General features: G+C 33.5%; 22 protein-coding genes and 1 tRNA gene. 13 read left to right on the plus strand and 10 right to left on the minus strand.

The annotated features are described in order from the left end of the window. Positions 1–73: 73 nt before the first annotated feature. The 4 genes from AC6EIZ_RS03890 (at position 74) to AC6EIZ_RS03905 (ending at position 1,986) form a co-directional block, all read left to right on the plus strand. Complete coding sequence (locus AC6EIZ_RS03890; RefSeq protein WP_498512528.1) at positions 74–325, plus strand: hypothetical protein; 252 nt, start codon at positions 74–76, stop codon at positions 323–325. Between the two features lie 535 nt (positions 326–860). Next, complete coding sequence (locus tag AC6EIZ_RS03895; RefSeq protein WP_498512530.1) at positions 861–1,133, plus strand: hypothetical protein; 273 nt, start codon at positions 861–863, stop codon at positions 1,131–1,133. A 359-nt stretch (positions 1,134–1,492) separates the two neighbouring features. Next, positions 1,493–1,738, plus strand: coding sequence for a hypothetical protein (locus tag AC6EIZ_RS03900; RefSeq protein ID WP_498512531.1), 246 nt, complete (start codon positions 1,493–1,495; stop codon positions 1,736–1,738). A 104-nt stretch (positions 1,739–1,842) separates the two neighbouring features. Further along, the gene (locus AC6EIZ_RS03905) at positions 1,843–1,986 is read left to right on the plus strand and encodes a hypothetical protein (RefSeq protein WP_498507713.1); all 144 of its coding nucleotides are present in this window, start codon (positions 1,843–1,845) and stop codon (positions 1,984–1,986) included. 426 nt (positions 1,987–2,412) lie between these two features. Here the strand turns inward: AC6EIZ_RS03905 and AC6EIZ_RS03910 are convergent, their stop codons facing one another. The 6 genes from AC6EIZ_RS03910 to AC6EIZ_RS03935 all read right to left on the minus strand — a co-directional run bounded on the left by AC6EIZ_RS03910 (position 2,413) and on the right by AC6EIZ_RS03935 (position 5,888). Beyond that, positions 2,413–3,957, minus strand: coding sequence for a SulP family inorganic anion transporter (locus AC6EIZ_RS03910; RefSeq protein WP_498512533.1), 1,545 nt, complete (start codon positions 3,955–3,957; stop codon positions 2,413–2,415). 86 nt (positions 3,958–4,043) lie between these two features. Beyond that, positions 4,044–4,223, minus strand: a complete 180-nt coding sequence (locus tag AC6EIZ_RS03915) for a hypothetical protein (RefSeq protein WP_498512535.1) — start codon at positions 4,221–4,223, stop codon at positions 4,044–4,046. Between the two features lie 121 nt (positions 4,224–4,344). Continuing rightward, entirely contained in the window at positions 4,345–4,641 is a 297-nt protein-coding gene (locus AC6EIZ_RS03920; RefSeq protein ID WP_498512537.1) for a DUF3303 domain-containing protein, read from the minus strand. Positions 4,642–4,671: 30 nt separating this feature from the next. Next, positions 4,672–5,001 carry a hypothetical protein gene (locus AC6EIZ_RS03925; protein WP_498512539.1) on the minus strand — a complete coding sequence of 110 codons (330 nt, stop codon included), beginning with the start codon at positions 4,999–5,001 and terminating at the stop codon, positions 4,672–4,674. A gap of 432 nt (positions 5,002–5,433) precedes the next feature. Then, a complete protein-coding gene (locus AC6EIZ_RS03930; RefSeq protein WP_498512541.1) occupies positions 5,434–5,745 on the minus strand; it encodes a hypothetical protein in 312 nt (103 codons plus the stop codon). A gap of 71 nt (positions 5,746–5,816) precedes the next feature. Further along, positions 5,817–5,888, minus strand: a tRNA-Lys gene (locus AC6EIZ_RS03935). Between the two features lie 214 nt (positions 5,889–6,102). Between AC6EIZ_RS03935 and trmFO the strand changes: the two genes are divergently transcribed. Next, positions 6,103–7,506, plus strand: coding sequence for an FADH(2)-oxidizing methylenetetrahydrofolate--tRNA-(uracil(54)-C(5))-methyltransferase TrmFO (gene trmFO / locus AC6EIZ_RS03940; RefSeq protein ID WP_498512543.1), 1,404 nt, complete (start codon positions 6,103–6,105; stop codon positions 7,504–7,506). A gap of 16 nt (positions 7,507–7,522) precedes the next feature. Continuing rightward, entirely contained in the window at positions 7,523–9,085 is a 1,563-nt protein-coding gene (gene crtH, locus AC6EIZ_RS03945) for a carotenoid isomerase (protein ID WP_498512544.1), read from the plus strand. Between the two features lie 29 nt (positions 9,086–9,114). On the opposite strand, the gene AC6EIZ_RS03950 is transcribed toward crtH, so the two are convergent. Next, positions 9,115–9,873 (minus strand): response regulator transcription factor, encoded by a 759-nt coding sequence (locus tag AC6EIZ_RS03950; RefSeq protein ID WP_498512546.1) that lies wholly within the window; start codon positions 9,871–9,873, stop codon positions 9,115–9,117. Between the two features lie 88 nt (positions 9,874–9,961). Between AC6EIZ_RS03950 and AC6EIZ_RS03955 the strand changes: the two genes are divergently transcribed. Beyond that, positions 9,962–10,231, plus strand: coding sequence for a DUF6761 family protein (locus AC6EIZ_RS03955; protein WP_498512548.1), 270 nt, complete (start codon positions 9,962–9,964; stop codon positions 10,229–10,231). Positions 10,232–10,250: 19 nt separating this feature from the next. Here AC6EIZ_RS03955 and grxD read toward each other — a convergent pair whose 3' ends face one another. The 3 genes from grxD to AC6EIZ_RS03970 all read right to left on the minus strand — a co-directional run bounded on the left by grxD (position 10,251) and on the right by AC6EIZ_RS03970 (position 11,574). Next, positions 10,251–10,574, minus strand: coding sequence for a Grx4 family monothiol glutaredoxin (gene grxD / locus AC6EIZ_RS03960; protein ID WP_498512550.1), 324 nt, complete (start codon positions 10,572–10,574; stop codon positions 10,251–10,253). 10 nt (positions 10,575–10,584) lie between these two features. Further along, positions 10,585–10,815, minus strand: a complete 231-nt coding sequence (locus tag AC6EIZ_RS03965; protein ID WP_498512552.1) for a BolA family protein — start codon at positions 10,813–10,815, stop codon at positions 10,585–10,587. A gap of 78 nt (positions 10,816–10,893) precedes the next feature. Then, the gene (locus AC6EIZ_RS03970) at positions 10,894–11,574 is read right to left on the minus strand and encodes a lysophospholipid acyltransferase family protein (RefSeq protein ID WP_498512554.1); all 681 of its coding nucleotides are present in this window, start codon (positions 11,572–11,574) and stop codon (positions 10,894–10,896) included. A 140-nt stretch (positions 11,575–11,714) separates the two neighbouring features. Between AC6EIZ_RS03970 and AC6EIZ_RS03975 the strand changes: the two genes are divergently transcribed. From AC6EIZ_RS03975 to AC6EIZ_RS04000, 6 genes are all read left to right on the plus strand, one after another. Continuing rightward, positions 11,715–12,452: a pyridoxine 5'-phosphate synthase gene (locus AC6EIZ_RS03975; protein ID WP_498512556.1), complete on the plus strand. Its 738-nt coding sequence runs from the start codon at positions 11,715–11,717 to the stop codon at positions 12,450–12,452. 27 nt (positions 12,453–12,479) lie between these two features. Beyond that, on the plus strand, positions 12,480–15,773 hold the full coding sequence (locus AC6EIZ_RS03980) for an exodeoxyribonuclease V subunit gamma (RefSeq protein WP_498512558.1): 3,294 nt from the start codon (positions 12,480–12,482) through the stop codon (positions 15,771–15,773). 46 nt (positions 15,774–15,819) lie between these two features. After that, positions 15,820–16,347, plus strand: coding sequence for a methyltransferase family protein (locus AC6EIZ_RS03985; protein WP_498512560.1), 528 nt, complete (start codon positions 15,820–15,822; stop codon positions 16,345–16,347). A gap of 95 nt (positions 16,348–16,442) precedes the next feature. After that, positions 16,443–20,228, plus strand: a complete 3,786-nt coding sequence (locus AC6EIZ_RS03990; RefSeq protein ID WP_498512562.1) for a UvrD-helicase domain-containing protein — start codon at positions 16,443–16,445, stop codon at positions 20,226–20,228. Further along, positions 20,225–21,946 carry an AAA family ATPase gene (locus AC6EIZ_RS03995; RefSeq protein ID WP_498512563.1) on the plus strand — a complete coding sequence of 574 codons (1,722 nt, stop codon included), beginning with the start codon at positions 20,225–20,227 and terminating at the stop codon, positions 21,944–21,946. Before AC6EIZ_RS03990 ends, AC6EIZ_RS03995 begins: the two co-directional genes overlap by 4 nt. Positions 21,947–22,093: 147 nt before the next feature. After that, a complete protein-coding gene (locus AC6EIZ_RS04000) occupies positions 22,094–23,860 on the plus strand; it encodes a DEAD/DEAH box helicase (RefSeq protein WP_498512564.1) in 1,767 nt (588 codons plus the stop codon). The last annotated feature ends 34 nt before the right edge of the window (positions 23,861–23,894 follow it).

Here is a 23,894-nt window from a genome sequence, read left to right on the forward strand (position 1 = left end):
TTTATATATTTTGTTTTCATCTATCTTCATAGAGTATATAAGCAGTTATGATTAAAGAATTAGACCTTAAAAAATGAAAATATTTATCCTCCTTTTAACAATTATAATAACGATTTTATTCATAAGCAAAAAATTATACTATTCTGCAAAAAGAAATCTCTTCAAAGATCAAGCAGCTTGGTCGGGTAAAGAAATAAAAATAAAATACAGTAAATCAAAACAAACTTCAGATTCAAAAGATAATGATAACTTTCTAAAAAGAATAGCAGACGAATCACAAATCTATTTAGAAGATCAAGAGAAGTCTAAGCATGAGAAAGAATAAACCCAATTAATTTAAATTAATACCAAAAAATTACAGCGAAACCTTAAAAGAACGTTATTCATTTATAATTTAAAATATAATGAGTTCAATCATTTAGAGATGTACTATCAATTATTGTTCATTAATATTTCATATTTTGTTTTAATAAAGACTACTTTACTTAATATGACTATCAATAATCCCATTTTCATTTTTGCACTAATAACAGTAATATGGTTTATTCCTGGAATTATAGTTAGAAGGTTGAATGAATCAAATCAGATTAAAAGAAAGAGAAAGATTCAATCTGATTCTATTAAAAAACTATACCCAAAAACGAAAGATTGACTTTACTAAGATAATAAAAAAGTATTTCTAAACACATAAATAACTTTTTAAGCTTATCTATAAAATCTTGAATTATAATTTATTCTTTAAAATAATATTAACTGTTATTTCAATATAAAAATCAAGTCATCAAATAAATAGCTTTTAGCATTAGCATTCTTATATTATATATAATAAGTAAATACAAGAAAAAGACAAACATTTAATTATGGCAAGAAAACTCGGTCAATATGGTGGCTACCTATTAAGTGGAATATTAATAGCATGGTTGATAAACCCCATAGTAGCTCTAGCCTTTATTGAGTTTTTTTTAAAAATGACTTTATTAATTTCCATTCCTATTTCAGGAGCTTATCTCCTTGACAAGGTAATCCTATTAAGATATCAAAAGGCATGGAACATAATACTCCCTGCATGGATAATAGTAAGTATCTATTTCAGTTTTAGATTGGTTAAATTAATTGAAAACCTTACTAATTAAATATTTAAGTCATTTGGAAAAATAATTCTTAATTTTAGTTTTGTCTTTAATAAAACTTTCTCTAATTTAATTATTAAAATGATTAAAGAATAACTTTCTAAATATTTAGCAAATTATATTTTTGTTAATGATTAGTCTGGTTAAATTCATTCAATTTATTATTAAATTGTTTTTGCTAGCGAAAAGATGTATTCGAATTAAATTTACATATATTAACTTCATTCGAAATTTTAAGTAGTATTTCCTCTAAATTATGCATTTAGAAAATTCATACCATTTCTAGAAGTTAAAATATCCAGCCTTATCGAAAAAATTCATGCTTTATGGATAATGATTAATAAAGTTAAAATTTGAACAACATGGAGCTTCCTTTCCTTACAGCAATATTTTTCCCTGACTATGGTTATCAAGGGATACCTTGGGATTTGTATTTACTTCATTTATTCTTCTTTGCGATTGTAATTCCATTTCACGTAATAATTTTTGCTGCGCGTAGTGCTCAAACCGTCAAGCCTAACGGTGTAAAGGACTGGCTCAAGTGGGAAACCAAAGCAACTAAAGACGACTCTGCTTCAATGTTTCCAAACAATTTCCCTAGCGCTTAACTTGCTCTAAAACCTTTAAAAAGTGTCAGAATTTATCAAGGTGCTACAACTTCATTAAATTTGGGCAATTTTGGGTTTATATACATACCTGCTTCTAAAAAAAAATGCTTCATTTGCCATTCTTAACCTTTGCTTTGGGAGGAGGAAGCCTCTCAGCAACAATCGTCGGTGTCTTATCCCTTGTTCTATTTGGACTTGTTGGAGTAATTGCAGGACCAAATCTATCTAAATTTGATTCTGAAGCTTAAAAAATAGCCAATAGACAAATCTATTAGCTAAATCCCTTAAATAAATTTCTTTAAGATTTTCAAAATCTATTTGAAAATCAATTTAAAAATAATCAAATTTCATCAGGTTATTTTTCTTGGTGAAATTTTTTTTGTCTTACATTAATTTACTTTCTAAAAAGCTACTTCATAATTCACCCCAAAATTCATATCCACAACAACAAAAGAACCGAACAAAAGACGAACCCGCAAGGAAGAAATAGATAAGCAAAACTTATGTCTTGTATGATTATCAGATATGAGGCTTGATTAGTTGCAGCTTTAGCTTATACATTTATGAGTATAAAAACTTGCTTGATCTAGTTAAAATGGAAATGAATCCTTACAAGCCTTTAATACAATCGATCCAAAAAATCTACAGGAATTTTAAGTAAGAGATAAGAACTTTTAGTGCGCAGATTTAAATTCTCCTCCTCTTCCTCCGGCTTCCGAAGCTTGTCCTATTCGAGAAAATAAATTCAAGCTTTCATCATTTAAATTAATTACTTCAACCTCAGATCCACCTAGTTTTATTCTTCTGATTACTTGATCAAGAACCGCTACGCCACTTTGATCCCAAATATGAGCCTCGGACATATCAATGGTAATTTTCTTAGGATGTTCATGTAGTTCAAACCCCTGTCTAAAGTAAATACTACTAACAAAGAATAATTGGCCTTTGACTTTATAAACTCTGTGATTTTCTCCAATTAAAGAAGACTCAACCTTAATCACTTTTGCTACCTTTCTACTAAATAATATAGCTGCAAGTCCAACGCCTGAAAGAAGTCCAAGGGCTAAATTATGTGTAATGACAGTCACAAATACTGTTAAAATCATAACTGAACTATCACTTCGAGGAATACGTCGTATATCTTTGATTGAATTCCAATTAGCAGTATTAATAGCAATCATTATCATTACTCCAACCAATGTTGCCATTGGTATTTGATTAACCCAATCTTTAGCCGAGAGAATCATTGCCATTAAACAAATCCCAGAACTTAAAGTTGAAAGGCGAGTTCTTCCTCCATAACCCACATTCATAACCGATTGTCCAACCAGAGCGCATCCAGCCATACCACCAAAAAGTGAACTAACAATATTTCCTATTCCTTGCCCTCTAGCTTCAACATTTTTATTTGTACTTTTATCTGTCATGTCATCAAGAATATCTTGAGTGAGAAATGTCTCCATAAGGCCTACCAAAGAAATTGCTAAAGCTGTTGGCAATATCAGCCCAAGGGTTTCAAAATTAAATGGAACTTTTGGGAAACCAAAGCCAGGCAACCCATTTGGAAGAACTCCTAAATTCGATACAGTTGGAACGTTTAATTTAAAACCTATAGAAATTGCTGTACAAATAAAAATGGCAACCAATGCTGAAGGCAGCAGCTTGGTAACTTTAGGCAGCAAATAGATAATTAGCAAAGTAAGTATGGTCAATCCCCAAACTGCAGGTAATTGACCTGCAGTAACAACTTTTGCAGAGTGAGCTAAATTGATTCCTAAATGAGGTAATTGAGCTAGAAAGATCAAAATAGCTAAGCCATTCACAAAACCATCCATAACGGGCTGAGGTACAAATCTCATCTGATGAGCAAGTCTTAAATACCCCCATACGATCTGAAGTACTCCTGTAAGCAAGCCAGCAGCTAAAAGATATTGAAGACCAAGGCCAGGGCTAATATTTTCTCCCTGTTGAACTATCCCAGTCATCAAAAGGGCTGTTGAACCAGTGACAGAAGTAATCATGGCCATTCTGCCTCCGAAAATTGCGAGGGTGACAGAAAGCAAAAAAGCACCAAACAAGCCTACTCGTGGGTCAACTCCTGCAATACCCGAGAAAGCAATCGCCTCTGGAATCATTGCAAATGCAACGACAAGACCAGCGAGGACATCACGAGAAGGAGAGAGAATTCTCTCCTTTGCTAATAAATTGCTCAATTTCAAAACTACGCTTCTACCATCCTGCCTTATGAGATATGAGAATTCATATTAGTAAGAAATTCTTCTTACTAATATGAATAAATCAATTCTCAATCAGTTTCTTCTTTTCTCTCAATAAATGAATCCATCAATTTTTTGTATTCATTCTCCCTTGAGCTTTTGGCAAAACCAACTATAAAAACAATAGATGAGACTGCAATTAAAGCCAGTATTGTTGGACTAAGACCCATTTCATTGGCAGTTAAGGCAAAGAAAAAGTTAACCAACATTAAGTGCAAAATGAATTTCAGAAAGACTAAGTTGAATAGGCCAATCTTTAAAGTCTTTTAGAGAGAAATTTATTAAAAACAAATTATTTCTAAGAAAAAGTAAGAGCTTAGATCGTTAGATCTATCTTTCTTTTATTAATCCAACAAACTCTTCAGTAGTTAAAGCGGGTTTATACTCCCAGGTCATTCCAAATTTATCTCTCCATGGGCTAAAAACCTTAAATAAAGCTGAAGCAGTTGAGGCTCTACAAATTATCACTCCTGTGCCATCTTGTGGAGTATGAGCCCATGCAATTCTCTCATATCCATCAATATGTTCCTCAGACTTTCCACTTTCAACATAATCTACAAATGCTTCAGATGAATAAAGTTGGTCCTCTGAGGATTCAAATTTCCAAGTAACTATATAAAGCTGCATGTTTTGTTTTAATTAGAGCTTATATTCTATCTAAGAATTATTTTTGTTCCTAAAACCAGGTTCAAATTGCCTCCTTGCTGCTTGGGTCCTTAAGATCAATTGCCTTCCAGAACTAGAGAGAGTAAATCTCAAAGCTTTGCCAGACTTGAACATTGCCTCTCCAATTGCTTTTGTTCTGGATAATTCAATTTGGTATGCCCTACTAACAGCTCTTTCAGCATCAACATTTGCTAACTTTGCCTGTTGTGCTAAACGCTTAGTTTTTGATTTAGGAATTACTGATAGTTCGCTTTCAGGTTCTGCCCACCTCCATAACCAATTAGATTTGGATTTTGTAATTGAAGAAGATTTTCTAACCATACCCCCATTTCCATAAGACGAAGAGGCAAAAATTACCCCACAAAGACCATAACCGCTACAGGCAAAAAAAAAGAATAGGTAGTTAAAAAAAAAATGAAAATTAAAAAAGTGCCTAAGGATACAAATACCTACTTAATAAATTGGTTTGGCCATGATTTTTCACTGCAATTAAAAACATATAATAACTCTCTAGAAAAAACTCCTGAAAATATATAAAGTTATCTCTACATATGAAAATAATATTATTAGTGTAGCAATTAAAATTTTGTGGGTAGCTCTATTAAAGCCCAAAAATACAAACATAAATTTAATGCAATTGCAGCTCCTACTGTGAGTTTTTTCATGCTGGTAATTTACTATATTTATAATTGAGCAACAAAATTTGTTTTGAGAAAGTATTTATATTCTCATCAACACATTAGTGGTTGAGATTCATATATCAGAGAGAAAAAGAAGTCCTGAACTACAATCATTAAGTAATTCTTTAACCTTAACCAATTTTGATTCAAGCAATTGATCCGCTTCTAAAGAGATCCACATAGGTTTTATCAATTCATTATTGGGTCCAAGTCTTACACGAGCTCCGAACCAATTTGCATGAGTAGGTATTGAAGCTCTACATTTTATTTCATCAATAGATAAATCAATCTTTCTCTCGATAAGCCAGTCTTCAACAAAAATCAATTCAGTAAAATTATTCAAACCCGCGTTAACTGATGTAGAAATAGAAAATAAAAAGGCCAAAAAAAAATAATTTTTCAAAATACAGAAGTATTAAGCACTTCAGGTTATGAAGCAATAATCTTGAATTTAAATGGGTCGCCTGAGATTCGAACTCAGGACCAGCCGGTTAAAAGCCGGATGCTCTACCACTGAGCTAGCGACCCATATCAGACCAATAATAGTGGCTCAATATGAAAAATATCATGTTGGCGAAGCATTAATGACCTTAATGTTCCTTTTTGAGGACTAAAAAACAATAAAAAAAAATGTTTTTTTCCTCTACCATTGATTTCTTAGAAATTTCTGAAGTCTTAATAAATAGTTGAGGGACATAAGAATAATATTTAATTAAGCTTCTAAAAAAGAAAACATCACAGCTTGAAAGAATACCCCTCCGTAACCGTAATAGGAGCTGGCCTTGCAGGTTCAGAAGCGGCATGGCAAATAGCGAGTGCTGGAGTGAAAGTAACTCTCTTTGAAATGCGACCAAAGAAGAAATCCTCAGCTCACCACTCATCAGAATTCGCAGAACTTGTTTGCAGCAATAGCTTTGGAGCGCTTAGTAGTGACAGAGCAGCAGGCCTTCTTCAAGAAGAGTTAAGAACATTAAATTCGATTATCATCAACAAAGCTGATAAACACTCTGTCCCTGCAGGAGGAGCACTTGCAGTTGATAGAAGTGAATTCAGTCTGTCAGTGACAAACGAATTATCTTCTCATCCACTAATAACAATCATTAGAGATGAGTGTCCTTCTCTACCGAAGGCTGAACAAATAACAATCTTAGCAACAGGACCACTGACAAGCGAATTGCTAGCTAAAGACATAAAAGAATTTACAGGAGAAAAAGAATGTCATTTTTTTGATGCAGCCAGTCCAATAATTACAGGCGAAAGCATTGATTTTTCAATAGCATTTCGAGCGAGTAGATACGACAAAGGAGATGCTGATTACGTCAATTGCCCTATGAATGAAGAGTCATATATTAAATTTCACTCTGAATTAATTAAAGCTGAACAGGCTGAATTAAAGAATTTTGAAAAAGAATCATCTCTATTTTTTGAAGGTTGCCTTCCAATAGAGCAACTTGCAAAAAGAGGGCTAGAGACTATGCGTTACGGGCCATTAAAGCCTATAGGCCTTTGGGATCCAAGATGGGGTGACGTGAATGACAAAAGTCTCCGGAGGCTTAAAAGAGCTCATGCTGTTGTTCAATTAAGACAAGAAGATAAAGCTGGTCAATTATGGAATCTCGTTGGATTTCAAACAAATTTAAAATGGGGCGAGCAAAAACGTATATTCAGGATGATTCCTGGCTTGTCGAGAGCAGAGTTTATTCGTTTTGGAGTTATGCATAGAAATACTTTCCTTGAGTCTCCAAAACTCATAGAGCCAACACTCCAATTCACAAAAAGGAAAACTTTGTTTGCCGCTGGACAACTCACTGGCACAGAAGGTTATGCTGCTGCTATCGCCGGAGGTTGGTTAGCCGGCACCAACGCAGCATTATTAGCTAAAGGATTAAATACAGTATCTTTGCCATCGTCTACAATGATTGGGGCATTGACAAACTTTGTCAGCAATAGTCATGCAAGTTTACGAGTTCAAAATAAAAAGAATTTTCAACCTATGCCAGCTAATTTTGGAATACTACCTGAACTCGATAATAGAGTGCATAACAAACGTGAAAGATATAAAAAATATAGAGATAGAGCTTTAAGTCAAATTAAAAAAATAAAAGAATCTTTGATAGATAAAAATCTTTTTAGCCCATACATTTAATTCTTTTTTAAACATCATGACTCAATTAACGAATAAAAATGATGAAAATCATGACTGGGATTCAATAGTTATTGGTTCTGGTCTTGGCGGATTAGTTACGGCAAGTCAATTAGCAAGTAAGGGTGCAAAAGTTCTCGTACTTGAGCAATATAATATTCCTGGGGGTAGTGGTGGCTCATTTAAGAGGAAAGGATTTACTTTTGATGTTGGCGCATCAATGATTTTTGGGTTTGGAAATAAGGGATACACCAATTTACTTACACGAGCACTCAAAGATGTTGGACAAGAATGTGAAACTATTCCTGACCCAACACAATTGGCATATCATCTACCTAATCAATTAGAAATTACAGTTGATAGAAATTATCAAAAATTTATTTCTAAGCTAGTTGATTTATTTCCTCATGAAGAGAAAGGAATAAATCATTTCTACGAAACATGCTGGGATGTTTTTAATTGTCTAGATTCGATGCCCCTACTTTCAATAGAAGATCCAGGGTATCTAATGAAAGTTTTTTTTAAATCACCCTTATCATGTCTAGGGCTCGCCAGATGGTTACCAGTTAATGCAGGAGATGTTGCCAGAAGATATATCAAAGATCCCGCACTCTTGAAATTTATAGATATTGAATGCTTTTGCTGGTCAGTTATGCCAGCCAACTTAACACCTATGATAAATGCAGGAATGGTCTTTTCTGATAGACATTATGGAGGTATTAACTATCCAAAAGGAGGTGTTGGTATTATTGCAGAAAAGTTAGTAAAAGGAATTGAAAACTTTAAGGGAAAAGTAAGATATAAAGCAAAAGTAAAAAAAATAATTTTTGAAAACAGAAAGGCAATAGGTGTTTTACTAGATAATGGAGAAGAAATTTTTGGTAAAACAATCGTCTCTAATGCCACGAGATGGGACACTTTTGGTGGCCAGGGAGTAAATGATCCACTTGTAGAACAAGATAAAACTCCACCGGCCGAGATTAAATGGAAAAATAGATATATCCCTTCTCCTTCATTTTTATCTCTACATTTGGGAGTAAAAAAAGATTCTATCCCTTCTAATACACATTGCCATCACCTGCTTCTTGATGAATGGGAAAAGATGGAAGATGAACAAGGAGTTACTTTTCTGTCAATCCCAACTCTATTAGACCCATCATTAGCACCTTCAGACAGCCATATTGTTCATACTTTTACTCCTTCTTCAATGGATTGTTGGGAGGGATTAAGCAACAAAGAATATCTTCTGAAGAAAAAAGAAGATGGAGATAAACTTATTTCAAAGTTAGAAAAAATATTTCCAAACCTTAGTCAAAATATTTTACACAAGGAGATAGGGAGCCCAAGAACACATAAAAGGTTTCTTTCCAGAAACAAAGGAAGTTATGGGCCAATTCCATCAATGAGATTACCAGGCCTTCTACCTATGCCGTTTAATACTACAAAAATAAAAGGGCTTTATTGTGTTGGTGATTCTTGTTTCCCAGGTCAAGGGTTAAATGCTGTGGCCTTTAGCGGTTATGCCTGTGCTCACATAATTGGCACAAAGCTGGGAATGAACAAATGGGAACTTCCAAAATAACTTATTAAAAATTAAAAACTTACTAGAAATTATGAAGGCAAATTATCAAGACTAAACCTATATCCCTGCTGGCGAACAGTTGTAATTCCTCCTCCATCACCAAGTCCTGCTTGTTCTAGTTTTCTTCTAAGTGTCAAAACCTGCGTATCAACAGAGCGAGGACCACCACTAAATGGAGGCCAAGCCATTCGAAGTAGCTCATGGCGGCTTCTTACCATTCCAGGTGGCATCAACAGAGCACATAACAATGCAAACTCCCGTGGACTTAGCTCGACAGGTTTCTCTCGCAATGTGACTTGCCTAAGGAGAAGGTGAACCTCAAGAGGGCCAACCGCTACACGTTCCTGTAAACCTATTCTTCCTCTTTTAAGTAAAGTCCTGCACCTAGCAGCTAATTCTTCTAGACCAAAAGGCTTCCTTAAGACATCATCAGCACCATCATCTAAAAGGCCAACAACGGGTTCAACTCCTGTTCTTGCCGTTAGAACAATCACTGAACATCCCAATTGTTGTGCAAGTCGAAGAGCTGAACTTTTTTCCAATAATTCAGCACTAACTAATAAATCTGGTGATTGGTCTCGACAAAGGTCAACTGCCTCCTCAGCAGAACCTACTGCTGCGGCTAGCTGCCCATCCTGCCTGAGCCTCTGAACCAAAACAGTTCTGAGGGTTGGATGTGGTTCAACAACAAGCACCTTGGATGGTGATTGCGTGGTTGCTTGAACAGGGGAAGAGGAGGATCCTTGGATTTGCTCAGTAGCAAGCTGATCTGCAGGTATTAATGTCACAACTTATAAAAGTAGACCCTTAGACTAGAAAAGATATTAAAGCAAACTTTTCGCTGACTATCAAGAATAGTCTGTGTCTTAGCAAACCATGACATCTTTTGATTCTCCAGAAGCCATAAAACACTTCCAATCAATTTGTGATGCCTGTCAAGAGTTAAGAAGTCGATACCACAGTCCATCTGAGCTGAGGATCTATGCAGATGGGTATTTACATTCCCTCAGGAATTGCAAGAGATTATGCTCTAGAGATCAGGAAAAGTTAGAATCTTTGATTGATAGATGGATCATGGATCCTTCAAGCTTTGTTGGTCCTGATGGTGATATTAATAACCTCTTTTTTCAAAAAGAACCTGGATAAGAATCAAAAAAGTGACAAGTTATGAAGCTAATGCAATTTCTAACTTTTCTTTCAATTCCCCAGAGTTATACATGCTGATCAAAATATCGGAGCCTCCAATAAATTCACCTTTCACATAAACCTGGGGTATTGTCGGCCAATTTGAAAATTCCTTAATACCTTCTCGAATTTCCATATCTGAAAGCACATCAAAAGTATCAAAGCTCATTCCCAATGAATTAAGAATTTGAACAACATTATTGGAAAAACCACATTGTGGCATCAACTTATTACCCTTCATGAAAACAAATATTGGTTTTGAATTAATTAAGACTTCAATTTTCGAACGAGTTGTGGAATCCATATCTGAAAAGTTATTGAGGAGTTGAGGTTTTCAAGGCCAAAGCATGAATTGTTTCTGTTTTCAATTCATTTTTTAACGCACCATAAACAAGTTGATGTTGTTGTACAAGAGATAAGCCCGAGAATTCATCAGATACAACATTGACTTCAAGATGATCACCACCACCCATATCTTTTACCTCAATTTGAGCATCGGGAAGTGATTGCCTAATTAAAAGAGTAACTTCTTGGGCTGTAATCATTTTCAATTAAAGAATTAAAGTGAATTTTGGGAAGATAAATTCAATGTAGTGCTAAAGATTCAACTAAGTAAAATCATATTATCTTCTTCCAACGGCTAACAAAGCCGAATGTTCGGCACTTCTCATACTTTTGGAAAGTTCAATATTAAAGTCATTTGTAGATTGATTAAAATCCCTCGAAATAATTATTGGTTTAGAGAAACAAATTGATGCCGATCCATAAAACTTAGGAATAACATCGCTGTAGGCTAAACCGACTGGAACAACTTTGATTTCCAACCCTTTGTTAGAAGCTAGTTGAGCCAAGCGAACCAAGCCTTTTTTCAGTTTTACAGGCTCGCCAAATCGATTTATCTTTCCTTCTGGGAATACAACTAATTGCTGACTTGAAATCAACAAATCCACTGCATATCTAAGAGTGGTTAAAGAAGGTCTTCCTTGATCAATAGGGAAACAACCCAACCTGTTTAAAAACCAACCTTGCAACCCTCTCATCTCTGATCTGGTCACCATATATCTACAATCTCTACTCGTAATCCTTCTCCCAGCAGCCATAGTCAACATCAAAGCATCCCATCTGGATCTATGAGTGGGAGCCAGTACAACAGAACCACTTAAAGGTAAATTTTCACTACCAATAACTATTCTTCTTCGAAAAAAATTATTCAACGCAAAATCTTGCGTAGCAAACATAGCTAATCGACTCCAGAAAGGATCAACCCCGAGGCATATTTTTTTTTCTCTGAGAAGAAGGGGCAAAAAAATCCCTCTTTAACAAGCTATGTAATGAAGTTAACTCCGAAAGCTTTATTATTAATGGTCGGACTGGGCAGTTACTCCAGCGGCTAAACCTTATTTTCCTTTTTGTTGAATACAATCGAAGTATATTTTAAATACCTATGGCAAGTCTTGGTGTAAACATTGATCACATAGCAAATGTCCGAGAAGCTCGCAAGACATTTGAACCTGACCCAGTAAAAATGGTTCTTTTAGCAGAGTTAGGTGGTGCTGATGGCATAACAGTTCATCTAAGAGAAGATAGAAGGCATATTCAAGATAGAGATCTAAATCTTCTAAAAGAAACTGTGCATACTCGACTAAATCTGGAAATGGCTGCAAATGAAGAAATGACTTTAATAGCTCTTAATCTCAAACCAGATATGGTTACATTAGTTCCTGAAAAAAGGGAAGAGGTCACTACAGAAGGAGGACTCGATGTCATTAAAAACAAAAACAAATTAAATGAAATAATCCAACGTCTTTCAGATGAGGATATTCCCGTTAGTCTTTTTGTTGATCCAGTCCAAGCTCAATTAGAAAACTGTGCCGAAGTAAAGGCCGACTGGATTGAACTGCATACAGGTAAATATGCAATCACAAAAAGCAAGACAAGAGATTTGGAATTATCTATTCTTAAAGAGAGCACAGCCAAAGCAAAATCCTATGGTTTGAGAGTAAACGCAGGGCATGGATTGACATATCAAAACGTTGAAGCGATTGCAGCTATAGAAGGGATTGAAGAATTAAATATTGGCCATACAATTATTTGTAGAGCCCTTTCAGTAGGTCTATCTCAGGCAGTAAAAGAAATGAAAAGCCTAATAATCAATCCAAGAAAAGACAACTTCTTACTTTAAAAATATCTTTAAATCGCATTTTGACTCTTGCTAACAATTTATCGAAGTAATAAAGCTGAATGGTTAGCAGAGATACTGGCACACGAACTACAATTAAATCCTCCTGAAATAACTGAAGAAGTCAATATTATCGTAAGTACATGGCCATCAAGCAGATGGTTAGGCGAAAAACTCTCAATAATTAATAATATCAATGCATTAGTCAAATACCCATTCCCTGGTACATATTTAAAAAGTTTAGTCAAGAGAATTATTGGTATTGATCCTAGTGAAAAAGATCCATGGGAAAAGAATCATCTTGTTTGGAATATTTTAGAATTATTACCAGAATTAATGAAAGAAGAAGAAGCAAAGGTTATTCGATCTTGGCTAGATATAAGCGAAAAAGAAAATGAAGAAATTAATATAAATTTATGGAGCATAGCAAATAATATTGCAGAGATATTTGATGATTACATACTTTATAGACCTGAAATCATCAAGCAATGGTTGAGTAAGAAAGCAAAGAAAAATTTTAAAGAAATTAATGTTAACAAAAATATCCTTTGGCAAGAAATATTATTTAATTTATTATATAAAAAGATAAACATAGATCCATTCTGCATCCAAGTTGAAAAAGCCATTAAATGTTTAAAGAAAGATGATATTTCTCAATTAGATTATCCAAAAAATCTATATATCTTTGGAGTTAACAGTTTGGCACCATTGCAAATAGATTTAATTCAAGCATTTTCAAAAGTAATAAATATAAAAATTTATTTAATTTCCCCTTGCAATGATCTTTGGCAAAGATGTGAAGCAAGAAGACTGCAATTTAGAAACACATGGAATACTCCTCCTGACAGGAAATGGCTACTTAATTCTCCAAGACTTGAAGCCTTCCTTGGACGGATGGGAGCTGAATTTCAACAGTTGCTAGAGGGGAGTGGTGAATATCAATTGGGAGAAAGAAATGAGGAAGATATTTTTTCTCTTACTGCAGATATCGCCACTAATAAAGGGAACAAACCAAATTTATTAGAACAACTACAGCAAGAATTGTTATTCACAGAAAGTGAAAGTATTTTAACTAAAGAAAAATCTGACAGATCACTACTTTTCCTTAAATCTCCAAGTAAGTATCGGCAAGTGGAATTGATACGGGATTATATATTACAGATCTTCTCTAATGATAAGGAACTTCAACCTAGAGATATTTTAATAATGACACCACAAGTGGATAGCTATGCGCCAATAATTACCTCAGTCTTTAACAATATAAATAATAATACTACTCAGATACCCTGGGTAATCACAGATAGAAGTCAAGAAGATAAAGTAGGTTTAATACATTTTGTGTTAAATCTTTTAGAGATTTCTGCATCTCGTCTAACCGCATCAATTTTTGAAAACTTATTAACTAATCAAGCATTACGAGCACAACAGAATATAAGTATTGACGAGGTAAGTGAGATTAACAAAAGCCTTCAATCCGCCGGCTTTACTTGGGGACTTGATTCTTCAGAAAGATTTGGGGAAGAAGCTCATAGCCTATGTTGGTGTTTAGAAAGATTTCTACTTGGTCTTGTTTTACCAGATGATCCAATTAATCGAGTAAGCAATATCTCCCCTTATTCCGAAAATATTTCAAGTACAGTATTTATTAAGGCTTGGGGCATACTTTCAAAACTTTGCAATTATATCGATGCAATTCGCAGGAAACATTCGTGTAAAGAATGGATAGAACTTATCACATTGCTCATAAAGGATTTATTTGGGGATGGTGGAGAATGGGCATGGGAAGAGCAACAACTACTAACTATTGTTAACAATTGGGGGCTAATAACAGATGATTTTGAACTAGAAATTGATTGTTTAGTAGTCAAAGACATTATCACCAAAGCACTAGGTTCTACAAATGGCAAATTTGGTCATAGGACAGGGAAAATTACGATTAGTGCCTTAGAACCAATGAGAGCAATCCCTCATCAAATCATCATCATTATGGGGCTAGAAAGTAGAACTTTTCCTCGAATAGATAATAGAAGAAGCTTTAATCTCCTAGAGAGGAAAAGAGAGCTTGGAGACCCAAACCAATATGACAAAGACCGCTATTCATTGCTAGAAGCTTTAATCTCGACTCGTCAAAATCTTTTAGTTTCTTGGAATTCCAAAGATGAAAAGACAGGAGAAGATCTTGAGCCTCCAAGCCCTATTCAACAATGGCTGAATTACTTAAAAATCAAATTAGGAGACAACACCTTTCAAGAGATTCTCATTGAGCCACCAGCAAATCCTCTGGATCATTTCAACTTTATAAAAACAGAAAATTCACAAATAATGAGTTGTGACAGGAAGAATCTAGAAGCTAGAAAGTGGATTGAAAAAGCAATCCCGACTAAAAATGTCTCATTAGCATTACCGATAAAATGGAAAGATACAAGCGTAAGCGTATTAAAATCTTATTCCTTCGAAAAAACTAAGGAATGGTTACTCAATCCACAAGAAACATGGTTAAAAGAAAATGAAATCCAATCAAAAGAATTTGTCAATCTTATTGAAGACAATGATTTACTCGAGCTTTCAGAATTGGAAAGATATAAACTTCTTAAACATCGACTAGAAAATAGTGATCTCACAAAAATTAACGACACGCGCAATAATTCAAACTACTGGAAAGAGACCTTTTCTGGCAAAGGTGTTTTCCCTCCAAAAGGCTCTGGATTAATAGAAGAGGATCTTCTTGAGGAACGATGGAATAATTTAATATCCGCAATATACGCTAACGGGCAAATAACGAAAAAAATTATTGAGATGCAAGAGTTAGAAGGTGAATTTTACTTTAGAGGGGATAATTTATTACAGATTGAAGTTGGAAATTTAAAATATAAAAACCTTATGAATTCATGGCTTAATCATTTATATTTATCTGCAAATAGTTCATTTAATTATAAAACACTGATTATTTCTAAAAAAACTGACCATAGCAAAAAAATTAATTTTGAAGTAAGCAAGGAGATTTTACCAATCAATACCAAAGAAGCGTCTGAAACTCTAATACAAATACATCAATTAGCCGCCGCAGGAAGAAATAATTGTTGGCCCGTACCACCAGAAAGTGGGCTGGCTTATGCCCTTGCCAAAAAAGACAAGAAGAATAATGAGCAAGATTTATTTCAAAAGAAATGGGAAGGTGATTTATATATTCAAGGAGAACGTGAAACTCTAATAATGGAACTTTGCTTTGGCAAAAAATGCAAAGCCTCTACTTTTTTAGACTTTGAGTCATTTAATGACGTATTAATGAGCCTATATGAACCATTCCTAAAAAACACGAACTAATCTAGAAACTAAAATGAAGCTAAATAAAAGGAGTCTCTTTATGGATATGAAAACTATCTTATCAAAATGGGGATTTAGCAAGCAGGGACTATTTAATAATTCAAAAGGAGAGTGGTATTTATTTTCTCAAATAATTATAATCTTGCTGCATTTATTACCTCCCTATCCAAAAATAACACGTATAGAATTTTCAATAACTACTTTTTGTATAATTCTTGGATTGGCAATTTCACTTCTAGGTCTATTCATTGTCATTAAAGCATTCATAGATTTAGGAGAAAATCTTACACCGCTTCCTTATCCAATGAATGAATCGATTCTGATAAAAAATAATTCATACAAATATGTTCGGCACCCCCTATATAAGGGATTATTATTTATTTCTTTAGGAATATGTATTTTGTCTTTAAGTTTAATACATCTATCTCTACTGATATCATTAGCTTACATTTTAAAAATAAAGGCTTTAAAGGAAGAAGAAAGGCTGAAAATTAAATTTCCTGAATATAAAAGATATATAAAAGAAGTACCAGCTATTATAAAACAAATAAAATATTTAGATTGGAGATCCTGAAATGTTAATCATAAGCAAATTAAAACATCAACCTCGATCGAAAATAGATAAAAAACAAATTAGTTCTTATTTTATTATTTAACTATGAAATAAATATGACTAATATAGAATTATTTCAAGCTAACAAGTATCCTTTAACCAATGGAATACGTCTAATAGAAGCAAGTGCTGGAACAGGAAAAACATTTTCTCTTTCTCATCTTGTATTAAGATTATTGATTGAACAAGAATATTCAATAAACGAAATACTAGTAGTTAGCTTTACAGAAGCAACAGCATCAGAAATAAAAGCAAAAATTATTGAAAGATTAATTTTGGCATTAAAAATAATTGAATCAATTAATACAGATGGAAAGCAATATAAAATTGATAACGTATTAAATGAATGGGTCGAATTAAATATAACATCTAAAGAAAGAGCTTTATATATAGCTTCCTTACTCTTAGAAGCATTAGAGAGAATTGACGATGCAGACATAACAACAATTCATGGATTTTGCAGTAAAACGCTTCGTAGAGATGCTATTGAAAATGGAAATAATTTAAACCCTACCATCGAAAAAAGTTCAGAATCGCTAATAACTGAAATTGTTGAAGAATATTGGAAAAAAGAAATATTAGAAATAGAAGTCTCAGAATTAAAAGGAATATTTAAAACTAATTTCAACCGTAAGAATTTAATTCAAGTTCTTTCTTCATTGGATAATGATCCAAATAATATTTTTAAGCAAACATTTAATCATTTGAACATAGAACAAAGTCTTTCAATTCAATTAAACAAATATCTTGAATCTTTATGGATAGAATTTACGAATATATGGAATGAAAAGGGCCAGGAGCTAGAAAATAGCTTCATAGAAATTGCCAAGGATCTAAGATCTAAAGGTATTAAAGAGACAAGGCCATACTCATCCAAGCCCAGAATAAATCGTTATGAGCTTTTAAGTAACTGGGTTGAAGAATATAAAGACAAAAGGCGACCATCATATGAGGATATTCAAAATCAAAACCTAATAAATAAATATTTTCATCCTAAAAATATTTACCAATTAGATATGAAGTATAAAACTGATTATGGTTCAGAAGAAATGAAGTTAATACTTGATACTATAGGAGATTTGTATGATAGTCCAGGTGAATTCGTTTGGGAACATGCTTTATTATGGACTAAAAGGGAGCTTGAAAAAAGAAAATCTAAAAAAGGTGTAATAAATTACTCTGATCTACTTAAATTATTAGATCCCAAGAAATTAAATAGTAATGGAATTAAAGATGAAGTTAATCCTAACAATATCTATAAAAACTTAAAACTTAGATATAAAGTTGCCTTAATAGATGAGTTCCAAGATACTGACCCAGTCCAGTTGAGACTACTAAAAGAGGCCTTTGGTAATCGATCAACACATCTATTACTAATGATTGGAGACCCAAAGCAAGCAATCTATAGTTTTAGAGGTGGAAGCTTAGATACATATATGAAAGCCAGAGAAGCTTGTGATCAAATTCATTTAATGAATGCTAATTATAGAAGTATAAAACCTCTGATTTTAATACTCAATAAATTATTTCTTAATGGTTTAATAAGATCAAATCTATCAACTCAAGAACTTAATCCATGTTCACAGGAAGATCTACTAAAACTCAATGGAATAAAAGAACCATTTAAGATAATAAATCTAATAGACAATCATCAAGATGAAAAAATTCATAGAATAAAATTAGAATCAAAAAGTAAAATAGAGGACAAAATTCCGAAAGTTCTTGGAAATTATTTGTTAGAGCTGTTAAGTAATAATCCCAAAGATTTAATCCCCTCAGATATTTGCATACTAGTCAATAGGCACGATCAAGCTAAAAGCATACATAGCTATTTATCTAAAATAAAGATTCCTTCACAACTCCTAAGCAATGAAAATATATTTACTAGAGAGGGTGCTCAAATCCTACAGATTTTCATTAACTGTATCGTCAGTCCGTTTAACCAACAAAAACTTGCCCTACTAACCTGTTCTGATCTAATGCAATGGAAAAGGGAAAAACTCATTGAATCAAAGATAAATGGCGATTTTGATTCTTTATCTTCGAAGTTCAATGAACTTTCGAAATTATTTTCAAAGATTGGATTATTAGGCTGTTTATCAAACTTTCTAGAAGGGAAATCAATAGCTGATCTTTCTAATAGAGGAACTTTATTAGCTGATCTTTATCAAAGCTCTCAGTTAGTAGACGAACAGATCCATCGACAGAAATTTAATGCTTTAAGAGCCTCACAATGGCTTAGTAGTCAACGATTTCAGTCCATTGAATCAATACCCGAAGAATATCAACCTAACAGTGTCATTAGTAATAGCTCAGTAAATATAATTACAATCCACAAGAGTAAAGGACTTCAATTTAAAATAGTAATTTGTCCATACTTGTGGCAAAAGCCCCCAGATAAAAAAAGTCATTTATGGAAAGATAATCAAAATCTATTAATTTCTAAAAAATTTAAATGGCGTAAAAAATATAGTTCATATCAAGAATCCATTAGAAAAGAATCATTAAATGAAGCAGAGCGTTTAGCTTACGTTGCTTTTACAAGAGCTAAAAAACAATTAATAGTCCTGTGGGCAAAGGCAGCTGATCAAGAAGGCAACCCTCTTTCAGGATTTTTATTTGGATCTGAATCAATAAATCTAAATATAGAAGAACATACCAAAGAAATGATGGAAAATTCCTTCAAGAGAAGGAAACTAAAAGTTGATATTCAAGATATAAAAGTAATTGAAACTAATAAAACATGGACACAACCTAAAAGTGAAGCCATATTATCACTTGGAGAAATTCCTAACCATTTGTTTGATAATAGTTGGGGAAGGTATAGTTTTTCAAAATGGATATCACAACAAAATGACGAATTAATTCTTACAGACTTTTCAGATGAGTTAAATGAAGATCATACATTTAAAGAAGAAATTGAGCCTAAATCTCTCCAAGAAATTGATCAAGTATTTATGGAAAAAGATCAAATAACTGAAAATATAAAAGATCAGATACAGGCTAATAATAGTCCTATTGCTACTTTCCCTAGAGGTCCTATAGCAGGTACTTGTCTTCATAAAATACTTGAAAGAATAGATTTCAATGATATTGAAAATGAACTTAAAATTTCAACTATAATAGAAGAGGAATTAAACATAGTTAATATAAGTAATTCATTTATTAAACCAATCAAGATTTTATTAAAGAGAATTGCAAATTTACCTTTAGGAGGTCCTTTAGGTAAATTTCAAATGAAAAATTTAAATTCTAAAAGCTCTATCAAAGAATTAAAATTTGATATTCCAATTTGTCATGGAGCTAATCCAATTAATACTCTCGAATTATCATCAATATTTAGAGAAGATATCCAAAATAAATATGGCTCAGACTATATAAATAAGCTAATGAATCTAAATATCTATAGTAGTGGTTTTCTAACTGGATCCATAGACCAAGTTTTTGCAGACCATCCAAATCATGAAATTGCTAAATGGTGGGTTTTAGATTGGAAAAGCAACTGGATAGGAAATTCGCTATCAAAAGAGGATGGTTCTTCTTGTGGTCCCTCAAATTATTCAATTTCCAAAATGGATGAAGAAATGTACCATCATCACTATCCACTACAAGCCCATATATATTTACTTGCTTTACATAGATTTTTAAATTGGAGGCTTCCCAATTATTCACCTCAAAAACATCTTGGAGGTTACATTTACGTGTTTTTAAGAGGGCTTCCAGATAAAGGAGATTTAAAAGAGGAGAATTTTCCTCAAAGGACTCCAGGCTTAATTGTCGAACCTGCTCCTATTGAAAGAATTAAAAAATTTGATTTATTGATTAAAAGGCAACAAAGATGAGAGAACCCTTGAAAAAAATATTTTCAACTGATTTAAATCAATCATTATTAGCTACTCTAATTCGCTATTTCCCACCCATAGAATTTAATGAAGCTTTAATCGATATCGTTAGTGTATTAATGGATGGATTATCAAGAGGTGATGTTTATATAGATATTAAAGAAATCCCTAAGAATCTTGAACTTAAATACAAAGGTTGGCCCGACTATCATATGAAAGCCTTATTAGAAAGTGGCTGGATTAAAGGAGATAACTCCCCAATAGTTTTAAATGGGGATTTGATCAGTTGGCGTCGAACACATAATGAGATAGTTGAGACCATTCAAAAAATACTCGTAAGGAATCAGCCTATTAATCACCTCTCTAAAGAATTAGCGGTTCGAATTGATGCTAAGAATCTAGAACATCTAAATCTTCAACAAATAGAAGCTGTTAACCTTGTTATAAGAAAACAAATCATCTTATTAAGCGGTGGCCCAGGCACAGGCAAGACTAGTACCATCCTGCAAATGCTTTTACAAGCACTAACAAGAAATCCGACTCTTGATATTGGAATGGCTGCTCCAACAGGGAAAGCTGCAAAAAAGCTAAAAGATACTATTCAGGCAGGTATTGAAGATTTTGAAGATCATTTAAAGGATAGGCTTTCTAATATCCCTTCTAAAACATTACATAAATGGTTAGAAGCAGGACCAAATGGCTTCAGAAGAAACTCTAAACGTCTATTAAAATTAGATTTAATAGTCATAGACGAAATGTCAATGGTTGACTTGTCAACCATTAATGGATTGCTTGATGCATTAACAAAGTCATGTCAAATAATCTTAGTAGGTGATCCTGACCAATTATTACCAATAGGGAGTGGTGGTATATGGCAAATCTTGCAAGAGAAAGAAACGAAAACAAACTTTCAATCAAACTCAGTCAAACTTACAAAGTCATACCGAAATAAGGGAGATATCGCTTTATTAAGAAATACACTTAAAGATGAAGGAGTAGATGCCTTTTGGCACCTTCTTTCAATTAAAGAAGATTCATCAAATACACGTCATTACCTTTCATCTTTAAAAAGTATTCCAGATCCCGTAGTAAGGACTCTTTACAGCCATAGAAAAAAGCTTAAAAAGTTAACAGAAAATTGTATTAATTATTTTCCGACTGAAGCATGGCAATCAAGCATGATTGAGGTACCACAATCAGTTGAGATGCAAAAACTCTTTAAATTCATAGATAACCTTCTTATCCTTTGTCCACAAAGATATGGTCCTTGGGGTGTAGAGAAAATCCACGAGTTCCTTTTAGGAAAGAGCTTTGAGAAGGAAGTAAATAGGTGGGAGATTGGAACACCAATCATGGCAAAAAGTAATCAACCTGAAATAGGCTTAGCAAATGGAGACGTTGGGATAATTATTGGCAACGGCACACAACGACGTTTTTTATTTAATGTTTTTTCTGAAGATCAAAGACTAGTAACTCGATTAATAAACCCATCAAGGTTAAATATATATGATGCTGCATATGCAATGACAATTCATAAAGCACAGGGGAGTGAAGCTGATCAAGTTCTTTTACTTTGGCCAACCACCTCAAAAGTTTCAGGAGAGAATACTCTCAAAAAACATTATTCTGATGATTATGAAACAAGAATGCTTTACACAGCAATAACTCGTGCAAAAAAACAATTACTGGTATTTACCAATAAAGAAGAAGACTTTTAAAGATGTGTTCAATTATTCCAAAAAGGATTTTTGAGATGATAAAATTCATTTTATATCCCTTTAACAAGGCGAGTCAGCAAAGCACGGTTATACACCGATCGGAAGTTGTCTGCCTAATTTGAAGGACAAAAAGGCAACCATTATTAGATGACAAATAAAAATCTACATGAGGATTCCTCATGTCCAGTAGAACAAGATGTTCTCGAGGAACCTACTGAGAAAATATTGGATGAAGGTGATCAAAAATCAGAGAATGGATTTTCTGAATTTAACTTTAGTGAAGAACTAATTCAAACAATCTCTGATAAAGGCTACTCATCACCTACTCCGATTCAAAAAGCAGCAATTCCTGAATTACTTCTTGGTAGAGATTTAGTTGGACAAGCTCAAACGGGCACAGGGAAAACAGCTGCATTTGCATTGCCAATCCTAGAAAGACTGAAAAAGAATGTTGGACATCCACAAGTTTTAGTTCTGGCTCCAACTCGCGAGTTGGCTATGCAAGTGGCTGAATCATTTCGCACATACTCAGCAGGTCACCCTCATTTTAAAGTACTTGCAATATACGGTGGTTCTGATTTCCGAAATCAAATCAATACTCTTAGAAGGGGAGTTGATGTTGTCGTAGGGACTCCAGGACGAGTCATGGACCACATGCGTCAAAAGACTCTCAACACAAGTCATCTAAGTTGTTTAGTTCTAGATGAAGCGGATGAAATGTTAAGGATGGGATTCATCGACGATGTTGAGTGGATTTTAGAACAATTGCCAGAGGAGAGACAACTAGTTTTATTCTCAGCAACGATGCCATCCGAGATAAGAAGATTATCAAAAAAATATTTAAATAGTCCTGCGGAAATAACTATAAAAGCAACTGAATTAAAAGAAAGACTTATCAGGCAAAGGTATATAAGCGTTCAAAATGTTTATAAAGTTAATGCACTTCAAAGAGTACTTGAAGCTGTATCAGAAGAAGGAGTAATAATATTTGCTAGAACAAAAGCTATTACAATTGTAGTAGCTGAAAAATTAGAATCATATGGATATAATGTAGCTGTTTTAAACGGAGATATTCCTCAAAATCAAAGAGAACGAACTGTTGAAAGATTAAGACAGGGTTCTATCAATATTTTAGTAGCTACAGATGTTGCAGCAAGAGGCCTTGATGTCGATCGGATTGGTTTAGTAATCAATTACGACATGCCATTTGATCGCGAAGCGTATATTCATAGAATTGGAAGAACTGGCCGTGCAGGAAGAAATGGTGAAGCAATTCTTTTTGTTAATCCAAGAGAAAGATCATTTTTAAGTAATCTTGAAAGAGCTGTAGGTCAACCAATCGAGAAAATGGATATTCCAGACAATGAACTTATTAATAGCAACCGAATAAAGAAGCTACAAGCAAAATTAATAGAAGCCGCTTCAACAGAAAGAGATAACCCAGAAGAGGCTAATATTTTAGAAGAATTAATAAAAAATGTTGAAAAAGAATTAGATATAGATCCAAAAGACTTAACACTTGCAGCATTAAATTTAGCAGTTGGTTTTAATGCTCTCCTTGAGAATGGGAATGAGGATTGGATCAGACAATCAGCTCAAAGAAACACAAGAACTGATCGAAGAGATAATAAATTCAAACAACGTCGAAGAAGTGATTTTGATAACAACAGACTTGAAGATGAGATGGACAGGTTTAGGGTTGAAGTTGGGCACCGAGATAGAGTTAAGCCTGGAAATCTAGTTGGAGCAATTGCCAACGAAGCTGGATTAAAAGGAAGATCTATAGGCAGAATAAGAATATTTGAAAATTACAGCCTAGTAGATTTGCCAAAACAAATGCCTGATAATGTTTTTCAAGCTCTAAAGAAAGTTAAAGTAATGAATAGAGAATTACAGATAAACAGAGCTAACTGATAAAAGAAACACCCAATAAAATGCTTTGTAAATT

Source organism: Prochlorococcus sp. G4PB16, assembly GCF_059772465.1.

Coding starts and splice junctions, on each gene's coding strand:
- AC6EIZ_RS03890 (WP_498512528.1), top strand. CDS start 74: ATGAAAATATTTATCCTCCTTTTAACAATTATAATAACGATTTTATTC.
- AC6EIZ_RS03895 (WP_498512530.1), top strand. CDS start 861: ATGGCAAGAAAACTCGGTCAATATGGTGGCTACCTATTAAGTGGAATA.
- AC6EIZ_RS03900 (WP_498512531.1), top strand. CDS start 1,493: ATGGAGCTTCCTTTCCTTACAGCAATATTTTTCCCTGACTATGGTTAT.
- AC6EIZ_RS03905 (WP_498507713.1), top strand. CDS start 1,843: ATGCTTCATTTGCCATTCTTAACCTTTGCTTTGGGAGGAGGAAGCCTC.
- AC6EIZ_RS03915 (WP_498512535.1), bottom strand. CDS start 4,223: ATGTTGGTTAACTTTTTCTTTGCCTTAACTGCCAATGAAATGGGTCTT.
- AC6EIZ_RS03920 (WP_498512537.1), bottom strand. CDS start 4,641: ATGCAGCTTTATATAGTTACTTGGAAATTTGAATCCTCAGAGGACCAA.
- AC6EIZ_RS03925 (WP_498512539.1), bottom strand. CDS start 5,001: ATGGTTAGAAAATCTTCTTCAATTACAAAATCCAAATCTAATTGGTTA.
- crtH (WP_498512544.1), top strand. CDS start 7,523: ATGACTCAATTAACGAATAAAAATGATGAAAATCATGACTGGGATTCA.
- AC6EIZ_RS03955 (WP_498512548.1), top strand. CDS start 9,962: ATGACATCTTTTGATTCTCCAGAAGCCATAAAACACTTCCAATCAATT.
- grxD (WP_498512550.1), bottom strand. CDS start 10,574: ATGGATTCCACAACTCGTTCGAAAATTGAAGTCTTAATTAATTCAAAA.
- AC6EIZ_RS03965 (WP_498512552.1), bottom strand. CDS start 10,815: ATGATTACAGCCCAAGAAGTTACTCTTTTAATTAGGCAATCACTTCCC.
- AC6EIZ_RS03975 (WP_498512556.1), top strand. CDS start 11,715: ATGGCAAGTCTTGGTGTAAACATTGATCACATAGCAAATGTCCGAGAA.
- AC6EIZ_RS03985 (WP_498512560.1), top strand. CDS start 15,820: ATGAAAACTATCTTATCAAAATGGGGATTTAGCAAGCAGGGACTATTT.
- AC6EIZ_RS03990 (WP_498512562.1), top strand. CDS start 16,443: ATGACTAATATAGAATTATTTCAAGCTAACAAGTATCCTTTAACCAAT.
- AC6EIZ_RS03995 (WP_498512563.1), top strand. CDS start 20,225: ATGAGAGAACCCTTGAAAAAAATATTTTCAACTGATTTAAATCAATCA.
- AC6EIZ_RS04000 (WP_498512564.1), top strand. CDS start 22,094: ATGACAAATAAAAATCTACATGAGGATTCCTCATGTCCAGTAGAACAA.